The sequence below is a fragment of the Microbacterium sp. 1.5R genome (assembly GCF_007667425.1).
Taxonomy (GTDB): domain Bacteria; phylum Actinomycetota; class Actinomycetes; order Actinomycetales; family Microbacteriaceae; genus Microbacterium.
The window spans coordinates 1247202-1270498 of sequence record NZ_VDRC01000001.1 but is presented as its reverse complement, the minus strand read 5'-3'; the positions used below and the strand labels follow the sequence as shown (position 1 = coordinate 1270498).

Here is a 23297-nt window from a genome sequence, read left to right as displayed (position 1 = left end):
CGCTGCCGACGCTGCCGACGCTGCCGACGCTGCCGACGCTGCCGACGCTGCCGACGCTGCCGACGCTGCCGACCTGGATGGCAGCGATCCCCCGGGGTGGTGATCAGCGCATGCGGGTAAGCAGGCGCGGCACCGGACCTTCGAGCCGCGCCACCGAGATCTTCACCTCGGTGAGGTCGTGGCCGAGCGCGTCGATTCTGTCGCTGAGTTTCATATCGACGGCGTCGATTCTGTCGCTGAGTTTCGTCTCGACGGCGTCGATTCTGTCGCTGAGCTTCCGGTCGACGGCGTCGATTCTGTCGCTGAGCTTCCGGTCGACGGCGTCGATCCGGCGCACGCACCAAGCGAAGCCCACGAACATGCTCGTGCCCAGCGTCACCACGACGCCGAATGCGCTGAGCACGACGGCGATGATCTCTGCGGACACGAACATGCTCCTATTCTGACGCCGGCCGGGAGGGTTTCGCAGAATGCTGGTTGGCGCCTGAGGCGTGGCCTGTGCCCCGAGTCGCGGACGCCCTTCGTCGGGGATGCTCGGCATTCGCGCGTCGATGTGCAGGGGGAGTGAGCCGTTTCCGTTTACGTCCCTAACAAATCCCCCGTAGGCTCGGAGTCAGACGCTCACCGTCGCGGAAGGACACTCATGCGCGTACTCGGCCTGCTCTCCGGCACCTCGCACGACGGGATCGACGTGACCGTCGTCGACTTCCAAGAGGACGGTGGGGCGCTGCACGGCACCGTGCTGCACGAGGACAGCGTCCCGTACGACCCCGAGTTGCGCGCGCGCCTCGTCGCCGCCCTCCCGCCCGCGCAGACCACGCTCGCCGAGGTGTGCGAGCTCGACACCCTCATCGGGCAGGCGTTCGCCGATGTCGCCGCGACGGCATCCGATGCCGTGGGCGGAGTCGATGCGGTCTGCACGCACGGGCAGACGGTCTACCACTGGGTCGACGGCGACCACGCGCTCGGCACGCTGCAGATCGGGCAGGCCGCCTGGATCGCGGAGCGCGTCGGCGCTCCGGTCGTCTCCGACGTGCGAGTCCGCGACATCACCGTCGGAGGCCATGGCGCTCCGCTCGTGTCGTTCCTCGACGAGCTCCTGCTGCGCGACCGCGCCGGCGTCTCGGCGGCCGTGAACCTCGGCGGGATCGCCAATATGACGGTCGTCGGGCCCGACGGCCTCGTCGCCTACGACATCGGCCCCGCCAATGCGCTCGTCGACGCGGTCGTCGTCGCCGAGGGACTCGACGACCGCGGCTACGACGCGGATGCCGCGATCGCGCGCACCGGGACGGTCGACAACACCCTGCTCACCGCCCTGCTCGCGGACCCGTACTACGCGCTCCCCGCGCCGAAGAGCACAGGCAAGGAGCACTTCCACCTCGACTACGTCCGCTCGCATGTCGAGGAAGGGCGCAGCCGGGGGAGCGAGATCTCCCCAGCCGACCTCGTGCGCACGCTCACCGAGCTGACGGTGCGCACGGTCGCGCAGGACGTCCGCGCCGCAGGTATCGGCTTCCTCGCGGTCTCAGGTGGCGGCTGCCACAATCCGCTCCTCCTGCAGGGGCTCCGGGATGCCCTGCCCGGCGTCGAGGTGGTGCTGGCCGACGAACTCGGCGCGCCGGTCGACAGCAAGGAGGCGATCCTGTTCGCCCTCATCGGCTGGTGCACGATGCACGGCGTCGCCGCGGTGACGCCGGGGGGAACGGGCGCCCGCGAAGCCCGCATCCTCGGCACGATCACACCGGGACGCGGCCCGCTGCGGATGCCTGAGCCGGTCGAGTCCGTGCGGAGCCTGACGCTGAGCTGAGCGCCATCCACCTCGAGGGGTGGGCCGCGCATTTCGTCTCGCTGCGCTCGCTCAACGACCCGTGTGTGTGGATCGCAGAGGGTGGGCGGCGCGGGGGCGCTCGTCAGCGCTTGCGGTCGTCGTCGTCCCAGGGGCCTTCCCACCAGCCGGCCCGGCCGTCGCCCTCACCACCACCCGGTTTACGGCGGCGCGAGCGGACGAGCTGCACGACGAGCACGATGAGCGAGGTCGACGTGATCAGGATGAGCACCAGGAAGAGCAGATCGGACTGGTTCATGGGCGCTTCCCCTCCGCCGCGTCTGCGACGATCTTGGCGATGCGGGCGGCCCGGGTCTCCGGTCGCTTCGCCATCGCGATGTGTGTGAGGCCGAACTTCTTGACCGACTTCGGGAACCCGTCCCAGTTCGCGCGCGCCGCGGGCACGGCATCCAGCGCCGCGGTGAGCTCGGGCGGCTCCACTCCCGCCTCCGGGCCGTCGAGCACGGTCCACGACCCGTCGGCCCGCGCCGCCTCGAGCACACGCACGCCCGCCGGAGCCATCTGGCCGCTCGCCTCGAGCTCGGCGATGCGGACCTTGTTGGTCGCCGCCCATCCGCTGCCGCGTCGTCGCGGGCTGAACCACTGGCCGACCGTGGTGTCGTCGAACGTGCGCACCGGACCGTCGATCCACCCGAAGCACAGAGCTTGCCGCACGGCGTCGTCATAGCCGACGCCCGTCGAGCGGCCACGCACGCTCAGCAGCCAGACGCCCGCCGTGCGCTCATGGTTCTGCTCGAGCCAGACGCGCCAGGCCGCGGCATCCGCTGCCGAGATCCGTTCGCCGTCGTCGAGCGCGCCCACGTCAGTCCTCGTCGAGCGTCGGGATCGACTCGATGACCGTCGGCAGCAGGTCGGCGACCGAGTCGACGACCTCGTCGGGGCGGAACGGGTACTTCTGCATCTCCGCCTCGTCGCTGATGCCCGTCATCACGAGCACGGTGTGCAGACCGGCCTCGATGCCGGCGACGATGTCGGTGTCCATGCGGTCGCCGATCATGCCGGTCTTCTTCGAGTGGGCGCCGATCTTGTTGAGGGCCGACCGGAACATCATCGGGTTGGGCTTGCCGACGACGTAGGGCTCCTTGCCGGTCGCCTTCGTGATGAGCGCGGCGATCGCACCGGTCGCCGGCAGCACGCCGTCGGCGGACGGGCCGGTGGCGTCGGGATTCGTGACGATGAACCTCGACCCCTTGTTGATGTGCCGGATCGCCTTCGTGATCGCCTCGAACGAGTAGTTGCGCGTCTCTCCGACGACGACGAAGTCAGGCGCCGTCTCGGTCATGATGAATCCGGCCTCGTGCAGAGCCGTGAGGATTCCGGCCTCGCCGATCACGAACGCCGACCCGCCCGGAAGCTGCTGCTTGAGGAAGTCCGCCGTGGCGAGCGCCGAGGTCCAGATGCGCTCCTCCGGCACGACGAGTCCGCTGGCCCGCAGCCGTGCCGACAGGTCGCGCGCCGTGAAGATCGAGTTGTTCGTCAGCACCAGGTAGGGGATCTCGTTCTGCTCCCATCCGGCGAGCAGCTCGGAGGCCCCGGGGATGGCGGTGTTCTCGTGCACGAGCACGCCGTCCATGTCGGTCAGCCAGCACTCGATGTCGTCGCGGTGTCCCATGTGCCCAGCCTATGGGGCGAGTGTTGCCGGGAGGTGACAGTCTCGTGGCGGCCGCGCCCGGCGCTAGGCGGTCAGCCAGACGACGTCGGCTGCGCCCTCGGGGAGCTCCACGTCGATGCCGTCGAGTCGGATGCCCGAGGCTATCGTCTCGACCGTCGCGGCGACGATCAGACCCAGCGCATCCAGGGCGCGCAGCAGCTCCGGGTCGCGGTCGTCGACCCGCAGCACGCGACCGGTGTGACCGGCCGGAGCGTCGGCGAGGAGCACGAACGGTTCGCGCTCGACGGTGCCGTCCGCGTCGGGGATCGCGTCGCCGTGCGGATCGAACCGCGGGCGCCCGAGGCGTTCGTCGATGCCCTCGAGCAGGCGGTCGCTGATCGTGTGCTCGAGCACCTCGGCCTCGTCGTGCACCTCGTCCCAGCCGTAGCCGAACTCCTGCACGAGCCAGGTCTCGATCAGCCGGTGACGCCGCACCATGGCGAGTGCGCGTCGGGTGCCGGCATCCGTCAACCGCACCGCGCCGTAGGGAACGTGCGAGACGAGACCAGCGGCGGCGAGCTTCTTCACCATCTCGGTGACCGACGACGGCGCGATGCCGAGCTTCGCCGCCAGCACAGACGGGGTGATCGGCGCATCCTGCCATTCGGTGTGCGCGTAGACCGTCTTCAGGTAGTCGTCTGCTGCCGGGGATGCCACCGTTCCAGCTTAGGCGAGCCCGGTCGGACGCCGAGGCGGTCAGGGATTGGCGACCGCGACGAGGATGCCGAAGGCCACCTGGCCCGCGAAGAACACCACGAGGAACCCGAGCAGCGCCGCGAACAGGGAGAGTCGCCCGTCGAAGCCCTCGATCTCGGCGATCCCGATCTTGCGCGCGCGAAAGGCGAGCACGAGCGTCGCGATGCCGAGCGCCAGCTGCACCCACGGGCCGCCGACCGGCAGCACCGTCGGGAAGGCGACGAGCAGGCCGCCGGCGACGCCCGTCGCGAGTCCGACCCAGGTGAGGATGCGGACGGTGCGGCGCGCGGAATCGGCAGACATGCCATCGAGCCTAATCGGCGGCGGGCGCCGGCTCTGCGCATCGAAGGCGCCCTCAGGCGCCGGTGAGCACGAGCCAGAGCAGGGCGCCGTTGAGCGCGATGAGCAGCACGGAGGCGATCACGCCGGCGGCGGTCGTCGACGTCCGGTTGACCCAGGCGCCGAGCGTGTGCCTCTGGGCCGTCAGCACCACGAGCGGGACGAGGGCGAACGGGATGCCGAATGACAGGACGACCTGGCTCAGCACGAGCGCGAGGGTCGGGTCGACGCCGACTCCGAGGATCACCAGGGCGGGGATGAGCGTCACCAGGCGCCGGGCGAGCAGCGGGATGCGCACGCGCAGCAGTCCGTGCATGATCTCAGCGCCCGCGTATGCCCCCACCGAGGTGGACGCCAGGCCGGAGGCCAGCAGGCCGACCGCGAAGAACGTCGCGACGACCGGACCGAGGCCGACGGCGAGGGCGGCGTGCGCGCCCTCGAGCGAGTCGGTGCCGGCGACGCCGGCGAGGTTCGCCGCGGCGAGCAGCAGGATGCTGAGGTTGACGGAGCCCGCGATGAGCATCGCGATCGACACATCCCACCTGGTCGCGGTGAGCAGGCGGCGGATGCGCGAGGTCTCGGTGCGTGCGGCCTCCGTCGGCGCATGATCAGCGGCCGCTCCGAAGCGGTCGCGGGCGAGCGAGGAGTGGGCGTAGATCGCATGCGGCATGATCGTGGCCCCGAGGATCGAGGCGGCGAGGAGCACCGAGCCCGTGTCCTCGAACCGGGGGACGAGTCCGCCCACGACGCCCGCCGGGTCCGGCGGGGCGAGGAAGAGGCCGGCGACGAATCCCACGGTGATGATCGCCATCAGTCCCACGATGACGAACTCGAACGGGCGCGGGCCGCGGCGGCTCTGCACCGTGAGGAGGATCATCGAGACGGCTCCGGTGATCACGCCGCCGAGCAGCAGGGGGACGTCGAAGAGCAGGTTGAGCGCGACCGCGCCGCCGATGACCTCGGCGAGGTCGGTCGCCATGGCGACGAGCTCGGCCTGTAGCCAGTAGGCGCGGCGCGCCCAGGGTCGGGTGATGCGGGTGCCCAGCACCTGAGGCAGGCTCTGCCCCGTCACGACTCCGAGCTTCGCGGACAGGTATTGGATGAGCCAGGCCATGACGTTGCCGACGACGACGATCCAGACCAGCAGGTACCCGTACTGGGCGCCCGCCGTCATGTTGCTCGCGACGTTGCCCGGATCGAGGTACGCCACCCCGGCGACGAGGGCGGGGCCCAGCAGCCAGAGGCTCCGGGAGGGTCCGACCCGCGGCGGCGCGGTTGCGGCGGGCTCGTTTTTAGGCATGCCGAAATCGTAGCGGATATTTCGGTGTCCCTAAATATCCGTAGCGAGACGGAGCGGATAGCCTGTCGAGATGCACGAGCAGCCCCTCTCCGACAACCCTGCGCCGCGTGGATCGGGCGACGGCGCCGGGTCGTCGACGCAGCCCGGCTACGGGGTCGGACCCTGGCCGGGCGGAGCGGACGCGTGGCCGCAGGGCGCGCAGTACGACCCTGACCTGCTCCTCGCCGGCGACACCCGCAACGTCATCGACCGGTACCGCTACTGGCGCATGGAGGCCATCGTCGCCGACCTCGACACGCACCGGCATCCGTTCCATGTCGCCATCGAGAACTGGCAGCACGACATGAACATCGGATCGATCGTGCGCAGCGCCAACGCGTTCCTCGCCGACACCGTGCACATCATCGGCCGGCGCCGCTGGAACAAGCGCGGAGCCATGGTCACCGATCGCTACCAGCACGTCGTGCATCACGACGACGTCGGAGCCTTCGCGGAATGGGCGCGGTCGGAGGGGCTCCCGATCATCGCGGTCGACAACGTAGACGGCGCGGTGCCGGTCGACCGGGCAGACCTCCCCTCCCGGTGCGTACTGCTCTTCGGGCAGGAGGGGCCCGGTCTGTCGGCGGAGGCGCTCGCCGCGGCATCCGCCCATATCGAGATCACGCAATACGGCTCGACGCGATCGATCAACGCCAGCGCCGCGGCCGCCGTCATCATGTACGAGTGGTGCCGGAGGTACGCGGGCTGAGCTGAGACGCGGATACCCTCTGTAGTCGCTTGTCCGGCCTCGGCGGTCAGCTGCGATCGATGCCGAAGAGGTGACGGTAGATCGCGTTGACGTCGCGATCGATGGCGTCGATGCGGCCGTGCACGGCCTGGAACTCTATTCGCACGGCGTCGAAGCCGAGCGCCATCTCCCGACGCACGCCCGCGAACTCGTTCCGGACGCTCGCGAACTCGTTCCGGACGCTCGCGAACTCGCTCCGCACGCTCGCGAATTCCGTCTTCATGATGCGCACGAACATCGTCGCGACCAGAGTGATCGTGCCGCACATCCCCGCCGCGAAGACGCCGATCAGTGTCCACACCTGTGGTTCGTTCATCCCCAGCATCCCTTCAGTGTCCCTCGATGATGCAGGGCGGCGCGAGCTGCTCCGACGTTGTATCCCGGAAAACTCCGGGGTCTGTGAACAGCGTTCTTCGCGGTGGACATGTGCAGGAGGGGACCGCCGTGGGATCACGCTCCTGCGGACACCCAGCGACCGGAGCGCACGCGCCATCCGAGGGTCGCGAGGCGGGCGAGCAGGTAGACGCCGAAGAAGGCGACGGCCAGCCAGATCAGCCCCGCCGTGCCGTCGACCCCGGTCGCGGCGATGATCCACAGGGCGGGGAGGAAGGGCACCAGGTTCAGCAGACCGGCGAGCGCGAGGTATCTGGCGTCATCCGCTCCCATCAGCACGCCGTCGAGCACGAACACCGCACCGGCGACGGGCTGCGCGACAGCGAGCGCGAGCAGCGCAGGCTGCACGAGCGCTGCTATCGCCGCATCACCCGTGAACACGATGCCCAACACGCCGGACAGCGCCGCGATGATGGCGCCGACGATCACGCCGAACCACACGCCCCAGGCGACCGTGCGCTGCAGGACCCGGTGGACCTGCTGCTCATCGCCGGCGCCCAGCTCCTTGCCGATCAGCGCCTGCGCGGCGATGGCCAGGGCATCGAGTGCGAAGGCGGCTGCGGAGAAGATCGTGAAGACGATCTGCCAGCCCGCCAGCTCGGAGGTGCCGATGCCCGTCGCGATGCCGACAGTCGCCAGCAGGGCGGCGCGCAGGCTCACGGTGCGCAGGAACAGCCAGCCGCCCGAGCGCGCCGTGCGCCCCAGACCCTCGCGCTGCACGCGCAGCGACGCCCTGTGCCTCGCGGCCAGCCGCCGGACGACCAGCACGTACGCGCCGACCATGCCCCACTGGGCCACGACGGTACCGGCAGCCGACCCGGCGATGCCCCAGCCGAGGCCGTAGATGAACACGACGTTGAGCAGGGCGTTGGCGCCGAAGCCGAGACCGGCGATCCAGAGCGGTGTCACCGTGTCCTGCATCCCGCGCAGCAGACCGGTCGCGGCGAACACGATCAGCATCGCCGGAAGACCCCACATCGACACGACGAGATAGGCGTTGGCCTGCTCCGACACGGCCTCGCTCGCGCCGAAGAGGGACACGAGCCACGGCGACGACGCGGCACCGGCGGCCGCCAGCACCGCGCCGAGCCCGAGGGCGAGCCACATGCCGTTCACGCCGACCGACACGGCGTCGCCCGGCCGGCCCGCGCCGAAGTGGCGAGCGACCGCGGGCGTCGTCGAGTAGGCGAGGAAGACCATGAGGCCGACGATCGTCTGCAGGACCGCTCCGGCGATGCCCAGACCCGCGAGGGGAGTGGTGCCGAGGTGGCCGACGAGAGCCGCGTCGACGATGAGGAACGCGGGCTCGGCGATCAGGGCGCCGAGCGCCGGCACCGCGAGGCGCAGGATCTCGCGATTGAGGGTGCGCCCGGTCATCCTCCGAGCCTATGGGGTGGCACCGACGAGCGGCCCCTACCGGTTCGCGCCGTCCTAGGCTGAAGGAGCACGGAGGCACGGAGGTGCGTCATGACGGATCCACGGGAGGCCGCGGCGAGGTACCGCGCGCAGAGGCAGGCCGACGAGGGTGACGAGGCGACCCGGGTCACGACGACCCCGGGTGCTGCCGCGGCGGTCGACCGCGCGGCGTTCATCGAATCGGCGATCCAGGTCGCCATCCGCCGCGGCGACTTCGACGACCTGCCCGGCGCGGGCAAGCCGATCGAGGGATTGGGCGCTCACAACGATCCGGACTGGTGGATCCGCCGCAAGATCGAGGCCGAGAACCTCACCGGCCTCGGCCCGCCCGCGATCATGCTCCGCACCGAGGACCGCGAGCTCGACGCGCAGCTCGATCTGCTCGGACGCGAAGACGACGTGCGCTCCGTGCTCGAGGACTTCAACCGCCGCGTCATCGAGGCGCGCCGTCAACTGCAGGGAGGGCCGCCCGTGGTCACGGCCCCCCGCGACGTCGACGCCACCGTCGCGGCGTGGCACGAGCGACGCTCCGCTCGCTCCGCCGCCGCATCCCCTCCGGCGTCCGACGAGCCGCGTCGGCGGCGCTTCCGTCTGCGCCGCAAGGCCTGACCTCGCGACATCGGCGACATCCCCGCCGCCGATGTCGGACCCCCGCATAGGCTGGACGCATGACCGACGTGCTTCCCTCTGGCCTTGAGACCTCCGAGTTCAGCTCCGACATCCGTCCGCAGGACGATCTGTACCGCCACGTCAACGGGGCGTGGCTCGCGCGCACCGAGATCCCGGGTGACAAGGCGCGCTGGGGATCCTTCCACCTGCTGGCCGAACAGGCGGAGAAAGACGTCCGCACGATCATCGAGGAGTCGCAGGATGCCGAGGACGGCACCCTTGCCCGCAAGATCGGCGACCTCTTCGCGAGCTTCATGGACACCGAGCGCATCGCCGAGGCTGGAGTGTCGCCGCTCGCCGCCACCCTCGCCGAGATCGAGGCGATCGATGACGTGTCCGCCTTCCTCCGCACCGTCGGCGCCTACGACCGCGACGGGCGCGCTCACCTGATCGGCCTGTTCATCGAGCCCGACCCCGGCAACCCGGAACGCTACGTGCCGTTCCTCGTGCAGTCGGGTCTCTCGCTGCCCGACGAGAGCTACTACCGGCTCGAGACCTTCGAGGGCACGCGGGCGGCGTACCGCGCCCACCTCGAGCGCCTGTTCGGCCTCGTGGGGATCGCGGATGCCGCTGCGCAGGCCGACCGTTCCATCGCCCTCGAGGGCGAGCTCGCCGCGCACCACTGGGACAACGTGCGCAGCCGGGATGCCGTCGCCACCTACAACCTCAAGACCTGGGACGAGATTCAGGCGCTCGCCGGCGTCGACCTGACGCCGTGGCGCGAAGCGGTCGCGCCGCACGATCCCGATGCCTTCACCGAGGCCGTCGTCTACCAGCCCAGCTTCATCGGGGGGCTCGGCACGCTGCTGACGGCCGACCGGCTCGACGACTGGAAGGCCTGGTTGCGAGCGCAGGTCGTGCACGCGGCCGCCCCGTACCTCACCGATGAGATCGTGCACGAGAACTTCTCCTTCTACGGCACCGAGCTCACCGGCGTCCCCACGATCCGCGAGCGGTGGAAGCGCGGCGTCTCGGTCACCGAGGGGGCGCTGGGCGAGGCGATCGGCAAGGTCTACGTCGAGCGGCACTACCCGCCGACGGCGAAGGCCGCGATGGACGAGCTGGTCGCGAACCTCATCGAGGCGTACCGCCGGAGCATCACCGATCTGGAGTGGATGACGGCCGAGACCCGCGAGCGCGCGCTCGCGAAGCTCGACGCCTTCACCCCGAAGATCGGTCACCCCGAGGTCTGGCGCGACTACTCGTCGCTCGAGATCGATCGCGCCGACCTATTCGGCAACGTGCGTCGGGCGGCGATCTTCGAGCACGATCGCAACGTCGACAAGGTCGGCAAACCGATCGACCGCACCGAGTGGTACATGCCGCCGCAGATGGTCAACGCCTATTACAACCCGCTGATGAACGAGATCGTCTTCCCTGCGGCGATCCTGCAGTACCCGTTCTTCGATGCCTCGCGCGACGCTGCGGCGAACTACGGCGGCATCGGTGCCGTGATCGGTCACGAGATCGGGCACGGCTTCGACGACCAGGGCAGCAGGTACGGCGGCGACGGCAAGCTCGAGGACTGGTGGACGGATGCCGACCGTGCGGCGTTCGAGGAGCGCACCGCGGCGCTCATCTCGCAGTACGACGAACTGGTTCCCGAGGGCCTCGATGCTCAGCACCACGTGAACGGTGCCCTCACGATCGGTGAGAACATCGGCGATCTCGGCGGGCTCGGCATCGCGCTGAGGGCCTACGAGCTGTCACTCGGCGGTGCGGAGGCGCCCGTCGTCGACGGGCTCACCGGGGTGCAGCGGCTGCTGCTCTCCTGGGGCCAGGTATGGCAGCAGAAGAGCCGGGATGCCGAGACGCTCCGCCTCCTGACGATCGACCCCCACTCGCCGAACGAGTTCCGCTGCAACCAGATCGTGCGCAACATCGACGCGTTCTACGAGGCGTTCGACGTGCGCGAGAGCGACGCTCTGTGGCTGCCGGAGGGGTCCCGCGTCACCATCTGGTGACTCCGATCGCACGGCTCAGCCTGCCGAGAGCGACCCCGGCGAGGGTGTCCTGCTGACGGGTGTGTGACGTTCTGATGACCGATCACCGCCGTCTGTAGGGCATCCTCGGCCGCCGGGGTTACGATATCCGTGCTGTGGGGCGCGACCCCCCGGCATCCCGCCAATCCGACCCCTGTTAAGGATCACGCGTGGGCGCTCCCGAGCCTCTCGATGGGCCTCCCCTGGCCTCGCTGCGCCGCTCCCAGCGAGCAGGACGCCGCCTGCCCCGCCGCGCCGCCGAAGGTCGCCGGTCCTTCGCCTCGACGTTGCGGGTGCTCGAGGAGCTGGCCGACGCGGGGGCCCAGGTCTCGGTGCACGTGGTCGACCTCGACAGCCATGTGCACGTGCTCGCCGGCGATGATCACGTGACCATGCCCGTCGCGGGTCTCGGGGTCGTCCCGTTGCTGATCGAGGTCGCCGCCGCGTTCGAGTCGGGCGCTCTCGATCCGCTCGAGATCGTGGAGCGATCCGCCGTCGATGCGGTCTCGACGGCTGGTGTCTGGCGTCACCTGCACGCGCCCGCCCTGCCTCTCGAAGATCTCGCGGTGCTCGCGGCGACATCCGGAGACCCCATCGCGGTCAACGCGCTGCTCAGCCGGGTCGGTCACGACCGTGTGCGGGAGCGCATCGAGCAGCTGGGTCTGCGTCGCACCGCCCTGCTCGACCGGTTCCGCGACGAGCGGGGACCCGACGACGCCCCGCACGTGGCGGTCGGCTCGGCCAGGGACTTCGCCGGGCTGTTCTCGGCCCTCGTGAATTCGCAAGCGGTCGGGGTCGCAGTGAGCGCCCAGGTCTCCGAGTGGCTCAGCCTGAACCAGGACCTCAGCCTCGTGGCGGCGTCGACAGGGCTCGATCCCTTCGCCCACGATCTCGACCCGCACGGCCTGCTGTTCATCAACAAGACCGGCCGCGACCGGGGGGTGCGCGCCGAGGCGGGAGTGCTCGCGGGTCCCCGGGCCGGTGTCGCCTACGCTCTCATCGTCTGCTTCGACGATCTGTCGATCACCCATCGGCTGCGGGCGCACGACGTGTTCCGTGTGCTCGGGGTGGATCTGATGGAGTACACCCACTAGACCCACCGGGGCGCGCCCCGCCCTGGGGCGCTCAGGCGGGGAGCGACGGATGCTGCTCGTCCGCGCGCTGACGGGGGATGAAGAGCGACAGCACGACCGCCACGATGCCCGCGACGATCGCGAGCCAGAAGCACACGTCGAACGCTGCGCGGGTGGGCACCGCGACCCCGCCGACGTCGACGCTCATCGCCGCGAGGACGCCGCCCATGACCGCGGAAGCGCTCGATGTGCCCACCGAGCGGAACAGGGCGTTGAGTCCGTTCGAGGCACCGGTCTCGTTCGCCGGCACCGACCGCATGATGATCATCGGCATGGCGGCGAAGGTGAAGCCGATCCCCACGCCGATGAGCACGTTGGCCACGAAGATGTGCCACACCTCGCTCGACCACAGCAGCACGGACACGTAGGCGAGCACGATCGCGACAGCGCCGACCGTGAAGAGCGGCCGGGGCCCGACGGTTCTCTCGAGCCATCCGGAGAGCGGCGAGATGACCATCATCACGAGCCCAGCCGGCATGATCACGAGCGCGGCCGACACCATGTCGAGGCCGAAGCCGGCCCCCGTCCCGACGGGCATCTCGAGCAGCTGCGGGAAGGTGACGTTCGAGGCGAACATCGCGAAGCCCGTGCCGATCGCCGCGATGTTGGTGAACAGCACGGCGGGGCGCGCGGCGACCCGGAGGTCGAGCAGCGGGTCGTCGGTGCGCAGCTGGTACCAGCCCCAGACGAGCAGGACGGCGACACCGCCGATGATGCTCGCGAGTGTCAGCGGAGCGGTCCAGCCCCACTCGGCTCCGCGCGAGACGAACAGCAGGATGCCGGTGAGGCCGATCGCGAGCCCGACGGCGCCGAGCACGTCGAGGCGGCCGGGGAACCGCAGCACATCCTGAGGGACGACGAGCAGCACGAGCACGAGGCCGATGACTCCGAGGCCGGCGGCGAGCCAGAACAGCCAGTGCCAGTCGGCGTTCTCGGCGAGCAGGGCGGCCACCGGCATCCCGATCGCACCCCCGACGCCCATCGTGGCGCTCATCAGGGCGACGGCCGTGCCGAGGCGCTCCGACGGCAGCACGTCGCGCATGATCGCGATGCCCAGGGGGACGACGCCGGTGACGGCGCCCTGGAGCGCTCGCCCGATGATGACGCCCACGATCGAACCGGACAGCGCGGCGATCAGCGAGCCGACGATCAGCAGGCCGAGCAGCACGATCACCACCCGGCGCTTGCCGTACATGTCGCCGAGGCGTCCGGAGATCGGGGTCGCCACCGCCGCGACGAGCAGCGTGATCGTGACCACCCACGTGGTGTCCTCGCGGGAGGCATTCAGCAGTCGGGGGAGCTCCGCCTGCAGGGGCACGACGAGCGTGAACATGAAGGACGCGCACAGACCGGTGAAGGCCAGCACCGCGACGATCGCCCAGCGGGGGATCTTCCGGGAGAGTTCGTCGGGCGCACGATCGTCGGTCTCTCCCATCCCTTCAGGCTATCGGCGGCTCCGAGGGTCGGGGCGGGATCGGGCGACCAGAGGGTGTCAGCTGACGCCCTTCATGAGCTTCCGCACCGGCTTGACCGAGAGGAGCAGTCCGGCGCCGACGGCGATCGCGATGCCGCCGAGGATCGAGAAGTAGGGCACTTCGTTCTTCGGGTCGTAGAACTGCACGAGCCATCCCGAGATGGCGGTGCCGAGCGCGACGGAGAGGAAGAACAGCGCGACCATCTGGGTGTGGAAGACCCGGGGGGCGAGTTTGGTGGTCACCGAGAGCCCGACGGGCGAGATGAGCAGCTCGGCGATGGTGAAGACGAGCAGGATGCCGACGATCGCGAGCAGCGGCGTGGAGTTCGGACTGCCGTTCGCGAAGAGCAGGAACAGCAGGAAGGCTGCGCCCATGATCATCGCTCCGAACGCGAACTTGACCGGGGTCGACGGCTGGCGCGCGCCGAGACGCGTCCAGACGGCCGCGAACACGCCGGACAGGATGATGATGAAGACGGGGTTGATCGACTGCACCCACGACACGGGCATCTCGAAGCCGAAGAGATTGCGGTCGAGACGCTCGTCGGAGTACACGGTGAGCACCGTGAACTGCTGCTGGTAGAGCGACCAGAACGCCACGCTGGTGATGAACAGGGGAAGGAAGCCCCACACGCGCGAGCGCTCGGTGGCGTCTATGCGGCGGCTGACGAGGATCACCGCGAAGTAGGCGATCGCAGCGACGACCGTGCCGACGATCACGATCGTCGACAGGTTGTCGGCCCTGATGACGCCGAGCAGCACGAGCACGGCGATCACGACGATCGCGGCCGCGGCGACGATCGCCACGAGCGGGTAGCGGCGGCGCGGGAGCGGGTTGGGGACGCGCCGTGCTTCGTCGGGCAGCGCCTTGCGGCCGAACGAGTACTGCACGAGTCCCGCGGTCATGCCGATCGCGGCGAGGCCGAAGCCGAAGTGGAAGCCGAGGGTCGACTGCAGGATGCCGGTGAGGATCGGTCCGAGGAAGGCGCCGAGGTTGATGCCGAGGTAGAAGAGCGAGAACCCGGCGTCGCGTCGCGTGTCATCGGCGCTGTAGAGCGTGCCGACGACCGACGTCGCGTTGGCCTTGAGGCCGCCGGAGCCGAGGGCGACGAGCACGAGTCCGACCCCGACGCCGAGGAACCCCGGCAACAGGGCGAGGGCGACGTGCCCTGCGACGATCACGATCGCGCTCAGGAACAGGACGCGCTCCGAGCCGAGCATCCGATCCGCTATCCAGGCGCCGAGGATCGTCGACAGGTAGACGGAGCCTCCGTAGGCGCCGACGATGCCGCCCGCGACGGCTTGCGACAGGCCCAGCCCGCCCTCCGTGACGGAGAAGTACAGGTAGATGAGCAGGATGCCCTGCATGCCGTAGAAGCTGAACCGCTCCCACATCTCCACGCCGAAGACGTGGACGAGCGCCCACGGCTGGCCGAAGAACCGGGTGTCCGACCGGTCGCTCGCGCTGGTCTTCTCTGCGGTGCCCATGCGTGAACGTTACTCCGCGCGCGCCGTCGACGTCGCTCGATGGGCGGACGAGCGCGGTGCAGCGGCGCGCTGACGTCGGGGAAGGGATGCCGAACCGCTGACACCCCGTGCGCGGGTTTCGCGACCGGCGCGATCGGGGACAGACTGTGAGGGTGCGAACCATCCGTGACCTCGACACCGTTGAACTGATCATCGACGCGCAGAGCCTGCTGGATTCCATCCGCGGGCCCGAGCGCGTCATCGACGCCGGCACGCTGCGCGCGTTGCAGCAGTCCGGCAATTACGTCGTCGGCCTGTTCGACGGCGACGGCGGCGAAGAGCGGATGGTCGGCGCCTCGATCGCGTTCTTCGGAGCTCCCGCCCGCCGTGCGATGCACTCGCACATCACGGCGCTCCTGCCCGACTATCGCGGACGCGGCTGGGGGCGTGAACTCAAGGAGCACCAGCGCCAGTGGGCGTTCTCGCGCGATGTCGGGCGCATCACATGGACCTACGACCCGCTCGTCGCCCGCAACGCGCACTTCTTCCTCTCGGTGCTCGGCGCGCGTGTCACCGGCTACTCGGTGAACCGGTACGGGATCTTCGGGGGAGGGGATGCCGGAGACGAGAGCGACCGCCTCGATGTCGAGTGGGCGCTCGCTGACATCGCGAAGCCTCCGGCATCCGATCTGGTCGTCGAGACGCTCGAGATCCCCTCCGACATCGAGGCGATGCGGGAGTCGGATCCCGCCGCCGCGCACGAATGGCGCACGCGTCTGCGCGCTCAGATGGAGGGGCTGCTCGGCAGCGGTCTGCAGATCGCGGGCTTCGACGTCGACCGCGGGTACCTGTTCACGCGGGCATAATCCGGCGCGGATAGGATTGACCTGCCTGGATTCCCGGGTCTCTCCGCTTCCTTCCGCATCCGACCATTGGAGCCACCGTGGCCGAACAGTCCCGTCTCGACAAGGTCATCGCCCTTGCCCGCCATCGCGGGTTCGTCTTTCAGGCGGGTGAGATCTACGGCGGCTCGCGGTCCGCGTGGGATTACGGACCCCTCGGCACGGAGCTGAAGGAGAACATCCGTCGGCAGTGGTGGCAGACGTTCGTGCGCGGCCGCGGCGACATGGTCGGCCTCGACTCCAGCATCATCCTGCCCAAGCGCGTGTGGGAGGCCTCGGGCCACGTCGCGACGTTCAGCGACCCTCTCGTCGAGTGCCTGAGCTGCCACAAGCGCTTCCGCGCCGACAACCTCGTCGAGGACTTCGAGGCGCGGAAGGGTCGCAAGGCCGAGAACGGTCTTGCCGACGTGCCGTGCCCGAACTGCGGCACGAAGGGCCAGTACACCGAGCCCAAGGACTTCTCGGGCCTCGTGAAGACCTATCTCGGCGTCGTCGACGACGAGTCCGGTCTGTACTACCTCCGTCCGGAGACCGCCCAGGGCATCTTCGTGAACTTCTCGAACGTGCTCACCGCGAGCCGCAAGAAGCCGCCGTTCGGCATCGGTCAGGTCGGCAAGGCGTTCCGCAACGAGATCACGCCGGGCAACTTCATCTTCCGCACGCGCGAGTTCGAGCAGATGGAGATCGAGTTCTTCACGCCGCCCGCCGAGGCGCCGCAGTGGTTCGACCACTGGGTCGAGGCGTGCTGGAACTGGTTCATCGACCTGGGCATCGACCCCGCCAACATGCGCCAGTTCGACGTGCCGGAGGACGACCGGGCGCATTACTCGGCCGGCACGATCGACGTCGAGTACCGCTTCGGCTTCCAGGGCAAGGAGTGGGGCGAGCTGATGGGCGTCGCCAACCGCACCGACTACGACCTGTCGAGTCACAGCGAGGCGTCCGGCCAGAGCCTGACGTACTTCGACCAGGCGTCGGGCGAGCGCTACACGCCGTACGTGATCGAGCCGTCGTTCGGTCTGACCCGCGCGATGATGGCCTTCCTCGTCGATGCGTACGTCGAAGAAGAGGTCCCCAACGCCAAGGGCGGCACCGACGTGCGCACGGTGCTGAAACTCGACCCGCGTCTCGCGCCGGTGAAGGCGGCCGTGCTGCCGCTGAGCCGCAACGAGCGTCTGTCGCCGCTCGCTCGCGAGGTCGCCGACACCCTTCGGGGATCGTGGGCGGTCGACTTCGACGACGCCGGCGCCATCGGCCGCCGCTACCGTCGTCAGGACGAGATCGGCACCCCCTTCTGCGTCACGATCGACTTCGATTCGCTCGACGACCGTGCCGTCACGGTGCGCGACCGCGACACGATGGCGCAGGAGCGCGTCTCGATCGACGAGCTCCACGACTACCTGGCTGCGCGCCTCAAGGGAGCCTGAGCGCGGGGCCGGTCGACCGGCCCCCGTCCACTCTCAGGCCTTGGCCGCCTTGGCAGCGGCCTTCATCGCCTTCTTGTGCTCGCGCACCTTGGTGAGCGACTCGGGGGAGACGATGTCGGCGACGCTGCGGAACGAGCCTTCCTCCCCGTACGCGCCGGCTGCCTCGCGCCATCCTGCGCCGGTGAAGCCGTACTGCTTGCCCAGCAGGGCGAGGAAGATCCTGGCCTTCTGCTCGCCGAATCCGGGCAGGGCAGTGAGCCGCCGCAGGACCTCGGTCCCGTCGGGATCCCCGTCGGTCCACAGGGCGGAGGCGTCACCGCCCCAGTTGTCGACGATGTCCTGGCAGAGCGTCTGCACGCGTGCGGCCATCGACCCCGGAAAGCGGTGCACCGCGGGGCTCGTCCTGAAGGCTTCGAGGAACTCGTCGGGGTCCATCCGTGCGATCGATGCGGCATCGGCTGCACCCGTGCGCTGCTCGATCTTGAGCGGGCCGGAGAACGCCGTCTCCATGGGGATCTGCTGATCCAGCAGCATTCCGACGAGGAGGGCGAGCGGATTGTCAGTGAGAAGAGCGTCTTCGGCGGTGTCTCCGGTGATGTGAAGGGCCATGGCTCCAGTGTGGCAGGGCGATGCCCGTGCTGCGGGGCCGCTCGGCGCGGTCAGAGCCGCTGCAACCGGGGGAGAGGACCCTCGAGACGGGCGATCGCGACCTTCACTCCGGACAGTTCCTCCTCGAGGCGCACGAACCTGTCGTCGAACTTCTCCTCGAGGTGCTCGAAACGCGCGTCGATCTTCTCGAAACGCGCGTCGATCTTCTCGAAACGCGCATCGATCTTCTCGAAACGCGCGTCGACCTTCTCGAAACGCGCGTCGATCCGGTCGAAGCGGCTTTCGAGGGCCGCGGTCTGTCGGGCGAGCATGATGCGGACGCCGCCGAGCACCGACGCGCAGAAGGCCGCGAGGGCGACGACGATTCCGATGAGGTCCGGCGACACGAGCATCCTCCCAGTCTGCGCGAGTGAGCCGCGCTTGTCAGGGGATCGACGATATGAAGCATTCGGATGCGGGGAGCGGCCGGCGCATGCCTGATCGCGCTGACCGTGGAGAACTCCGCGGTCGCCTGCTCGGTGCAGGCAGGTGCGGCTCGGTGCAGGCAGGTGCAGCTCGGTGCAGGCAGGTGCGGCTCGGTGCAGGCAGGTGCAGCTCGGGTGCCTGTCGGCGCAGAAGCGATCAGGCGGTTGCGGCGCCGTCGTCCAGAGACGCCTGCGCCGGCTCGATCGGGTCGATGCCGTAGAGGGTCGCGAGAGCGGCGGCGAAGTCGTCCGCCCGACCGGATGCTGCGAGCTGGTGGGCCCGAGCGGTCGGCGTGTGCAGCAGCACGCCGGTGAGGTGCCGCAGGGCCTGCTCGACCTTGCCGTCTTCGTCTCCGCGAGCACGTGCGCGCTCGATCTCGGAGTCGAGGAGCGAGAAGATGTGCGACCGCAGCGCGATGACCGACGGAGTCACGCTCTGCCGACTGCCGACGACGTGGAACGTGTCCGCGGCCTCACGCACGACGGTGCGCGCGGCATCCGTCGCCTGGAGTTCCTCGAGCGGCGCGTGCAGGCTGATGGTCTCGAGGTCGAGCAGGGCGACGCCTTCGAGAGCCGCGACGGCGGGGTCGACGTTGCGAGGCATGCCGAGGTCGATCACGAGCTGGCCGTGCACGCCGACAGGGCATCCGGTCGGCGCGACGCCCGACTTCGCCTGCAGATGCGCCGGCGTCAGCACCGGCTCCTCGGTCGCCGTCGTGCAGGTGATCAGAAGGCTCGAGTGCCGAGCGGTGTGCGCGTAGTCGGCGTGGGCGACGGGGCGGATGCCGTGCTTCGCCGCGAACTTCTCTGCGCGGCCGGAGGGCGAATAGACCGAGATGTCGACCGCGCCGCGCTCCCGCAGCGTGGCGAGGGTGACCGCGGCGTACGCGCCGGTTCCCACTAGGAGGACACGCTCGGCCGACCAGTCGGCGATGCGGCTGTCGGCGAGCTCGAGGGCGAGCCGCACGAGCGACCGGCCGGCGCGGCCGAGCGCTGTGACGTTCTTGACCTTGCGCTGCGCCTGGCTCGCACGCTGGAAGAGGCGCTCGAGCTCGGGGGAGGTGGTGCCGTCCTTGCGGGCGGCCTTGAGTGCGCGGCGCACCTGGCCGGCGATCTCGCCCTCGCCGGAGACGACGGACTCGAGACCCGAGGCGACCGAGAAGAGATGCTCGGCGACGTGACGGCCCGAGTGCACCTCGTAGGCGCCGTCGAGTTCCGCGGTGCTGATGCCGGTGGCGGATTCGACTGCTTCGAGCACGGCCTCGACGCCGATGGCGCCCGCGGCGGTGACGGGCTCGTCCATCTCCACGTACGCCTCGAATCGGTTGCACGTCGCGAGGACGACCGCACCCTGCACGCACGACGCAGCGTCCACCACGGTGGAGGCGACGTCGTCGGGGGTGCGGCTCAGGCGTTCGAGCAGTTCGAAGGAGGCGGTCTTGTGACTCGCCGTGACACACAGCAGCACCCCACGAGTCTACCCCTCCTGACGGACAGGTCGCCCTCCGCGCGGGATGGGAGGATGGAGCCATGGCTCTTCCCGATGCTCCGCTGGTGCGCGCCCTCACCGGACCTCGCCCCGATCGCACTCCCGTCTGGTTCATGCGACAGGCAGGGCGCTCGCTGCCCGAGTACCGCGAACTGCGGGTCGGCACGCGGATGCTGGACGCCTGCCTCACGCCGGAGCTCGCCGCTGAGATCACGCTGCAGCCCGTGCGGAGGCACGGCGTCGACGCGGCCGTGTTCTTCAGCGACATCGTCATCCCGCTGCGCCTCGCCGGGGTCGACGTCGAGATCGAACCCGGCCGCGGACCGGTGTTCGCGAACCCGGTGCGCACTGCAGCCGATGTCGACCGCATCACGGCGATCGACCCCGCATCCCTCGACGGCGACGCCGTCGCCGAGGCCGTCCGCATCGTCACGGCGGAACTGGGCGAGACGCCGCTGATCGGATTCGCCGGGGCCCCCTTCACTCTCGCCGCCTATCTCGTCGAGGGCGGGCCGTCGAAGGAGCATCTGCGCGCCAGGGCCATGATGCACGCCGACCACGATGCCTGGAACCGCCTCGCCGGCTGGCTGGCCGAGGTGTCGCGCCGCTTCCTCGAGATTCAGCGCGATGCGGGCGCTTCCGTCGTCCAGCTCTTCGACTCCTGGGCCGGCTCGCTGAGCCGGTCAGACTACCTCGCCTTCGTGGCTCCGCACTCGCGCACGGCGCTGCAGGGCATCGGCATCCCGACGATCCACTTCGGCGTCGGCACCGGTCCGTTCCTCGCCGACATGCGCCTCGGCGGGATCGCCGACGCCGTCGGCGTGGACTGGCGGATGCCGCTCGACGAAGCCGCGCGGCTCGTCGGACCGGACACGGCGCTTCAGGGCAACATCGATCCGGCCCTGCTGTCGGCGCCGTGGCCGGTGCTGGAGGCGCACGTCCGCGACGTGCTCGAGCGGGGCCGCGCGGCCAGCGGTCACATCCTGAACCTCGGACACGGCGTCCCGCCCGAGACCGATCCGGATCAGCTCACCCGCATCGTGGAGCTCGTCCACTCGCTCTGAGGGCGAGGCGCCGCGTGCCGACCGGGGTCTGAATCCACGGCTCCGCGCGGACCGGCCGCTCAGGCGGCGGTGGGAGGATTGAGGCCATGAGTCCTGAGCCCGTGTCCTCCGAACAGACGCCCCGCCCCGATCCGGCGGAGTTGGCCGAGCTCGCCTCGCACCGCCACGTCGTCGTGATCGGCGGCGGCGTCGGCGGACTCATCGCCGCGCGCGAGTGCGTGAAGGTCGGCATGCGCGTCACGCTGCTGGAGGCGTCGGATGCCGTCGGCGGAGCGATCCGGCGGGCGGAGCTCGACGGGGTGGCTCTGGACGCCGGTGCCGAGAGCTACGCCACCCGCGGCGGACACGTGCGTGCGCTGGTGACGGAGCTCGGCCTCGCCGACCGCATCGTGACGCCCGCAGCCGGTGGGGCTTGGGTCTCGGGTATCCCCGGTGTCGGTGCTGCCCCGTTGCCGGCCGGCGGAATCCTCGGCATCCCGAGCAACCCGTTCCAGGAGGACGTACGTCGCGTGATCGGCTGGTCGGGCGTGTGGCGGGCGTACCTCGACCGGGTCCGCCCGCCGTTGACGATCGGCCACAGCCACAGTCTCGGGAAGCTGGTCGCCTCGCGGATGGGCGCCAAGGTGCGTGATCGTCTCGTCGCCCCCGTCACGACCGGGGTCTACTCGGCCTCGCCCGACGACGTCGATGTCGATGTGGCGGCCCCCGGGCTCAACGCCGCCCTGACCAGCGTCGGGTCGCTGTCCGGTGCGGTGCAGGCGCTTCGCGACGAGGGCGCAGCTCGTGCGGCGAAGGCGCAGACGCCCGGCGCGGCCGTGGAGGGCCTCGTCGGCGGCATGTCGGTGCTCGCGGACGCCCTCGTCACCGACATCGAGAAGCTGGGCGGAGCAGTGCGCACCGGCGTGCGGGTCACGAGCGTCTCCCGCGGGGATGACGGGTGGATGCTGACGACCGACGCGGTCGGCGACGAGACGCCTGACCTCGCCGAACTCGCGGCCGACGGCATCGTCGTCGCCACCTCGGAGCCCGTGGCGCGCGAGCTGCTCGGCACCGCGGCACCGGCGCTCGCGTCCACCGCGACGGCGACCGCTCCGGAGATCGAGATCGTCACACTGCTGCTGCGGGCGTCGGCGCTCTCCGGCGCTCCGCGGGGCACCGGCGTCCTCACCGTTCCCGGAAGCCACACGGCGAAGGCGCTCACGCACTCGACGGCGAAGTGGGAGTGGGTGCGGCAGGCCGCCGGGGATCGTCACGTCGTGCGCGTGTCTTTCGGCGCCCAGGGGGAGCCGGCGGCGACCGCCGCGCTGGACGATGACGCGGCGGCGCGGTTGGCGCTCCGTGAGGCAGCCGACCTGCTCGGCGTGGTCCTGCGAGACGACGACCTGGTCGCCGCGCACCGCTCGCGGTTCGTGCAGGCGCAGCCTGCTTCCCTCATCGGATCCGGCAGCCGCCGGGATGCTGCGCGCGCGGCCGTCCGGGCCGTTCCCGGACTCGCCGCGGTGGGCGCCTGGCTCGCGGGGACGGGTCTCGCTCAGGTCGTGCCGGACGCGGTCGAGGAGGCCGATCGCCTGCGCCGAGCCCTGCTCTGGGGCTGATCGCACAGGGCGAGACCCGCGAGGGTCGCTGCCCTGACCGCTCGACGCCGATCTGTCAACCCTCCCCCCGATAGATGCCGAAAACGGCATACGGCGTTACTCTGGACACCTGTCAGGCGGCGCCGAGCCGCCGGTTCGCCCGAGGGCGTTCATACCGGAACAACGTGAGGAGACCCCATGAAGGGGAAGATCGGACTCGTCGTAGGGCTCGGCGTGGGATACGTGCTCGGAAGCCGCGCGGGGCGCGAGCGTTACCAGCAGATCAAGACGCAATGGCTGAAGGTCTGGGAGCTCGACCCGGTGCAGGAGCAGGTGGAGAAGGCGAAGGGCTTCATCGGAGACAAGGCTGCGGCCGTCCCCGGCGCCATCTGGAACGGCGTGCAGAAGGTGGCGAAGTCGGCCACGGGCAACGGCAGCGCCGGCCAGCGACTCGACTCGGCCGTCGCCGCAGGCCGCAAGGCCGCGGAAGACGTGGTCGACGCGACCGAGGACGCCGTTAACGAGGCCAAGGCCGGGGCCGACAAGCCCGCTTCGAAGAAGCCTGCGGTCAAGAAGTCCTCGACGTCGTCGTCTGCGAAGACCGGGAGCTGA

Annotated in this window: 24 protein-coding genes; 10 read left to right on the top strand and 14 right to left on the bottom strand. The window is 70.0% G+C overall.

Translation table 11 applies throughout. The features are described 5' to 3' along the window. Positions 1 to 103: 103 nt before the first annotated feature. Positions 104 to 433, bottom strand: a complete 330-nt coding sequence (locus FSY98_RS06215; RefSeq protein ID WP_260857370.1) for a hypothetical protein — start codon at positions 431 to 433, stop codon at positions 104 to 106. A gap of 210 nt (positions 434 to 643) precedes the next feature. Here FSY98_RS06215 and FSY98_RS06210 point away from each other — a divergent pair, with 210 nt between their 5' ends. Further along, the gene (locus tag FSY98_RS06210; protein ID WP_144874941.1) at positions 644 to 1810 is read left to right on the top strand and encodes an anhydro-N-acetylmuramic acid kinase; all 1167 of its coding nucleotides are present in this window, start codon (positions 644 to 646) and stop codon (positions 1808 to 1810) included. A gap of 103 nt (positions 1811 to 1913) precedes the next feature. Here the strand turns inward: FSY98_RS06210 and FSY98_RS16650 are convergent, their stop codons facing one another. The 6 genes from FSY98_RS16650 to FSY98_RS06185 form a co-directional block, all read right to left on the bottom strand. Further along, entirely contained in the window at positions 1914 to 2087 is a 174-nt protein-coding gene (locus tag FSY98_RS16650; RefSeq protein ID WP_186307562.1) for a hypothetical protein, read from the bottom strand. Next, positions 2084 to 2650, bottom strand: coding sequence for a YdeI family protein (locus FSY98_RS06205; protein WP_144874939.1), 567 nt, complete (start codon positions 2648 to 2650; stop codon positions 2084 to 2086). Before FSY98_RS06205 ends, FSY98_RS16650 begins: the two co-directional genes overlap by 4 nt. A gap of 1 nt (position 2651) precedes the next feature. Further along, positions 2652 to 3461 carry an HAD-IIA family hydrolase gene (locus tag FSY98_RS06200; protein ID WP_144874938.1) on the bottom strand — a complete coding sequence of 270 codons (810 nt, stop codon included), beginning with the start codon at positions 3459 to 3461 and terminating at the stop codon, positions 2652 to 2654. Between the two features lie 63 nt (positions 3462 to 3524). After that, positions 3525 to 4157 (bottom strand): metal-dependent transcriptional regulator, encoded by a 633-nt coding sequence (locus tag FSY98_RS06195; protein WP_144874936.1) that lies wholly within the window; start codon positions 4155 to 4157, stop codon positions 3525 to 3527. Between the two features lie 39 nt (positions 4158 to 4196). Next, positions 4197 to 4499: a hypothetical protein gene (locus FSY98_RS06190; protein WP_144874934.1), complete on the bottom strand. Its 303-nt coding sequence runs from the start codon at positions 4497 to 4499 to the stop codon at positions 4197 to 4199. Positions 4500 to 4551: 52 nt separating this feature from the next. Continuing rightward, positions 4552 to 5835, bottom strand: a complete 1284-nt coding sequence (locus tag FSY98_RS06185; RefSeq protein WP_144874932.1) for an Nramp family divalent metal transporter — start codon at positions 5833 to 5835, stop codon at positions 4552 to 4554. Between the two features lie 70 nt (positions 5836 to 5905). On the opposite strand from FSY98_RS06185, the gene FSY98_RS06180 reads away from it, so the two are divergent. Next, positions 5906 to 6583 (top strand): TrmH family RNA methyltransferase, encoded by a 678-nt coding sequence (locus FSY98_RS06180; RefSeq protein ID WP_144874930.1) that lies wholly within the window; start codon positions 5906 to 5908, stop codon positions 6581 to 6583. 46 nt (positions 6584 to 6629) lie between these two features. Here FSY98_RS06180 and FSY98_RS06175 read toward each other — a convergent pair whose 3' ends face one another. After that, positions 6630 to 6938, bottom strand: a complete 309-nt coding sequence (locus tag FSY98_RS06175) for a hypothetical protein (RefSeq protein ID WP_144874928.1) — start codon at positions 6936 to 6938, stop codon at positions 6630 to 6632. Positions 6939 to 7072: 134 nt separating this feature from the next. Beyond that, the gene (locus FSY98_RS06170; protein ID WP_144874926.1) at positions 7073 to 8392 is read right to left on the bottom strand and encodes an MATE family efflux transporter; all 1320 of its coding nucleotides are present in this window, start codon (positions 8390 to 8392) and stop codon (positions 7073 to 7075) included. A gap of 90 nt (positions 8393 to 8482) precedes the next feature. On the opposite strand from FSY98_RS06170, the gene FSY98_RS06165 reads away from it, so the two are divergent. The 3 genes from FSY98_RS06165 (at position 8483) to FSY98_RS06155 (ending at position 12176) form a co-directional block, all read left to right on the top strand. Beyond that, positions 8483 to 9040, top strand: coding sequence for a DUF1992 domain-containing protein (locus tag FSY98_RS06165; RefSeq protein WP_144874924.1), 558 nt, complete (start codon positions 8483 to 8485; stop codon positions 9038 to 9040). Between the two features lie 59 nt (positions 9041 to 9099). Further along, positions 9100 to 11064 (top strand): M13 family metallopeptidase, encoded by a 1965-nt coding sequence (locus FSY98_RS06160; RefSeq protein ID WP_144874922.1) that lies wholly within the window; start codon positions 9100 to 9102, stop codon positions 11062 to 11064. Between the two features lie 188 nt (positions 11065 to 11252). Then, complete coding sequence (locus FSY98_RS06155; RefSeq protein ID WP_144874920.1) at positions 11253 to 12176, top strand: serine hydrolase; 924 nt, start codon at positions 11253 to 11255, stop codon at positions 12174 to 12176. 31 nt (positions 12177 to 12207) lie between these two features. On the opposite strand, the gene FSY98_RS06150 is transcribed toward FSY98_RS06155, so the two are convergent. Both FSY98_RS06150 and FSY98_RS06145 read right to left on the bottom strand, forming a co-directional pair. After that, complete coding sequence (locus tag FSY98_RS06150; RefSeq protein WP_186307561.1) at positions 12208 to 13650, bottom strand: MFS transporter; 1443 nt, start codon at positions 13648 to 13650, stop codon at positions 12208 to 12210. Between the two features lie 57 nt (positions 13651 to 13707). After that, positions 13708 to 15177 carry a peptide MFS transporter gene (locus FSY98_RS06145; RefSeq protein ID WP_144874918.1) on the bottom strand — a complete coding sequence of 490 codons (1470 nt, stop codon included), beginning with the start codon at positions 15175 to 15177 and terminating at the stop codon, positions 13708 to 13710. A gap of 152 nt (positions 15178 to 15329) precedes the next feature. Between FSY98_RS06145 and FSY98_RS06140 the strand changes: the two genes are divergently transcribed. Next, positions 15330 to 16022: a GNAT family N-acetyltransferase gene (locus FSY98_RS06140; RefSeq protein ID WP_144874916.1), complete on the top strand. Its 693-nt coding sequence runs from the start codon at positions 15330 to 15332 to the stop codon at positions 16020 to 16022. Between the two features lie 77 nt (positions 16023 to 16099). After that, positions 16100 to 17485 (top strand): glycine--tRNA ligase, encoded by a 1386-nt coding sequence (locus FSY98_RS06135; RefSeq protein WP_144874914.1) that lies wholly within the window; start codon positions 16100 to 16102, stop codon positions 17483 to 17485. A gap of 33 nt (positions 17486 to 17518) precedes the next feature. On the opposite strand, the gene FSY98_RS06130 is transcribed toward FSY98_RS06135, so the two are convergent. The 3 genes from FSY98_RS06130 to FSY98_RS06120 form a co-directional block, all read right to left on the bottom strand. Next, positions 17519 to 18094, bottom strand: a complete 576-nt coding sequence (locus FSY98_RS06130) for an HhH-GPD-type base excision DNA repair protein (RefSeq protein ID WP_144874912.1) — start codon at positions 18092 to 18094, stop codon at positions 17519 to 17521. A 50-nt stretch (positions 18095 to 18144) separates the two neighbouring features. Next, a complete protein-coding gene (locus FSY98_RS06125; RefSeq protein ID WP_144874909.1) occupies positions 18145 to 18486 on the bottom strand; it encodes a response regulator in 342 nt (113 codons plus the stop codon). 229 nt (positions 18487 to 18715) lie between these two features. Continuing rightward, positions 18716 to 20026, bottom strand: coding sequence for a glutamyl-tRNA reductase (locus tag FSY98_RS06120; protein ID WP_144874907.1), 1311 nt, complete (start codon positions 20024 to 20026; stop codon positions 18716 to 18718). A 62-nt stretch (positions 20027 to 20088) separates the two neighbouring features. Between FSY98_RS06120 and hemE the strand changes: the two genes are divergently transcribed. From hemE to FSY98_RS06105, 3 genes are all read left to right on the top strand, one after another. Beyond that, on the top strand, positions 20089 to 21111 hold the full coding sequence (hemE, locus tag FSY98_RS06115; protein WP_144874905.1) for a uroporphyrinogen decarboxylase: 1023 nt from the start codon (positions 20089 to 20091) through the stop codon (positions 21109 to 21111). Between the two features lie 86 nt (positions 21112 to 21197). Further along, on the top strand, positions 21198 to 22706 hold the full coding sequence (locus FSY98_RS06110; RefSeq protein WP_144874903.1) for an NAD(P)/FAD-dependent oxidoreductase: 1509 nt from the start codon (positions 21198 to 21200) through the stop codon (positions 22704 to 22706). 177 nt (positions 22707 to 22883) lie between these two features. Then, the gene (locus FSY98_RS06105; RefSeq protein WP_144874901.1) at positions 22884 to 23297 is read left to right on the top strand and encodes a hypothetical protein; all 414 of its coding nucleotides are present in this window, start codon (positions 22884 to 22886) and stop codon (positions 23295 to 23297) included.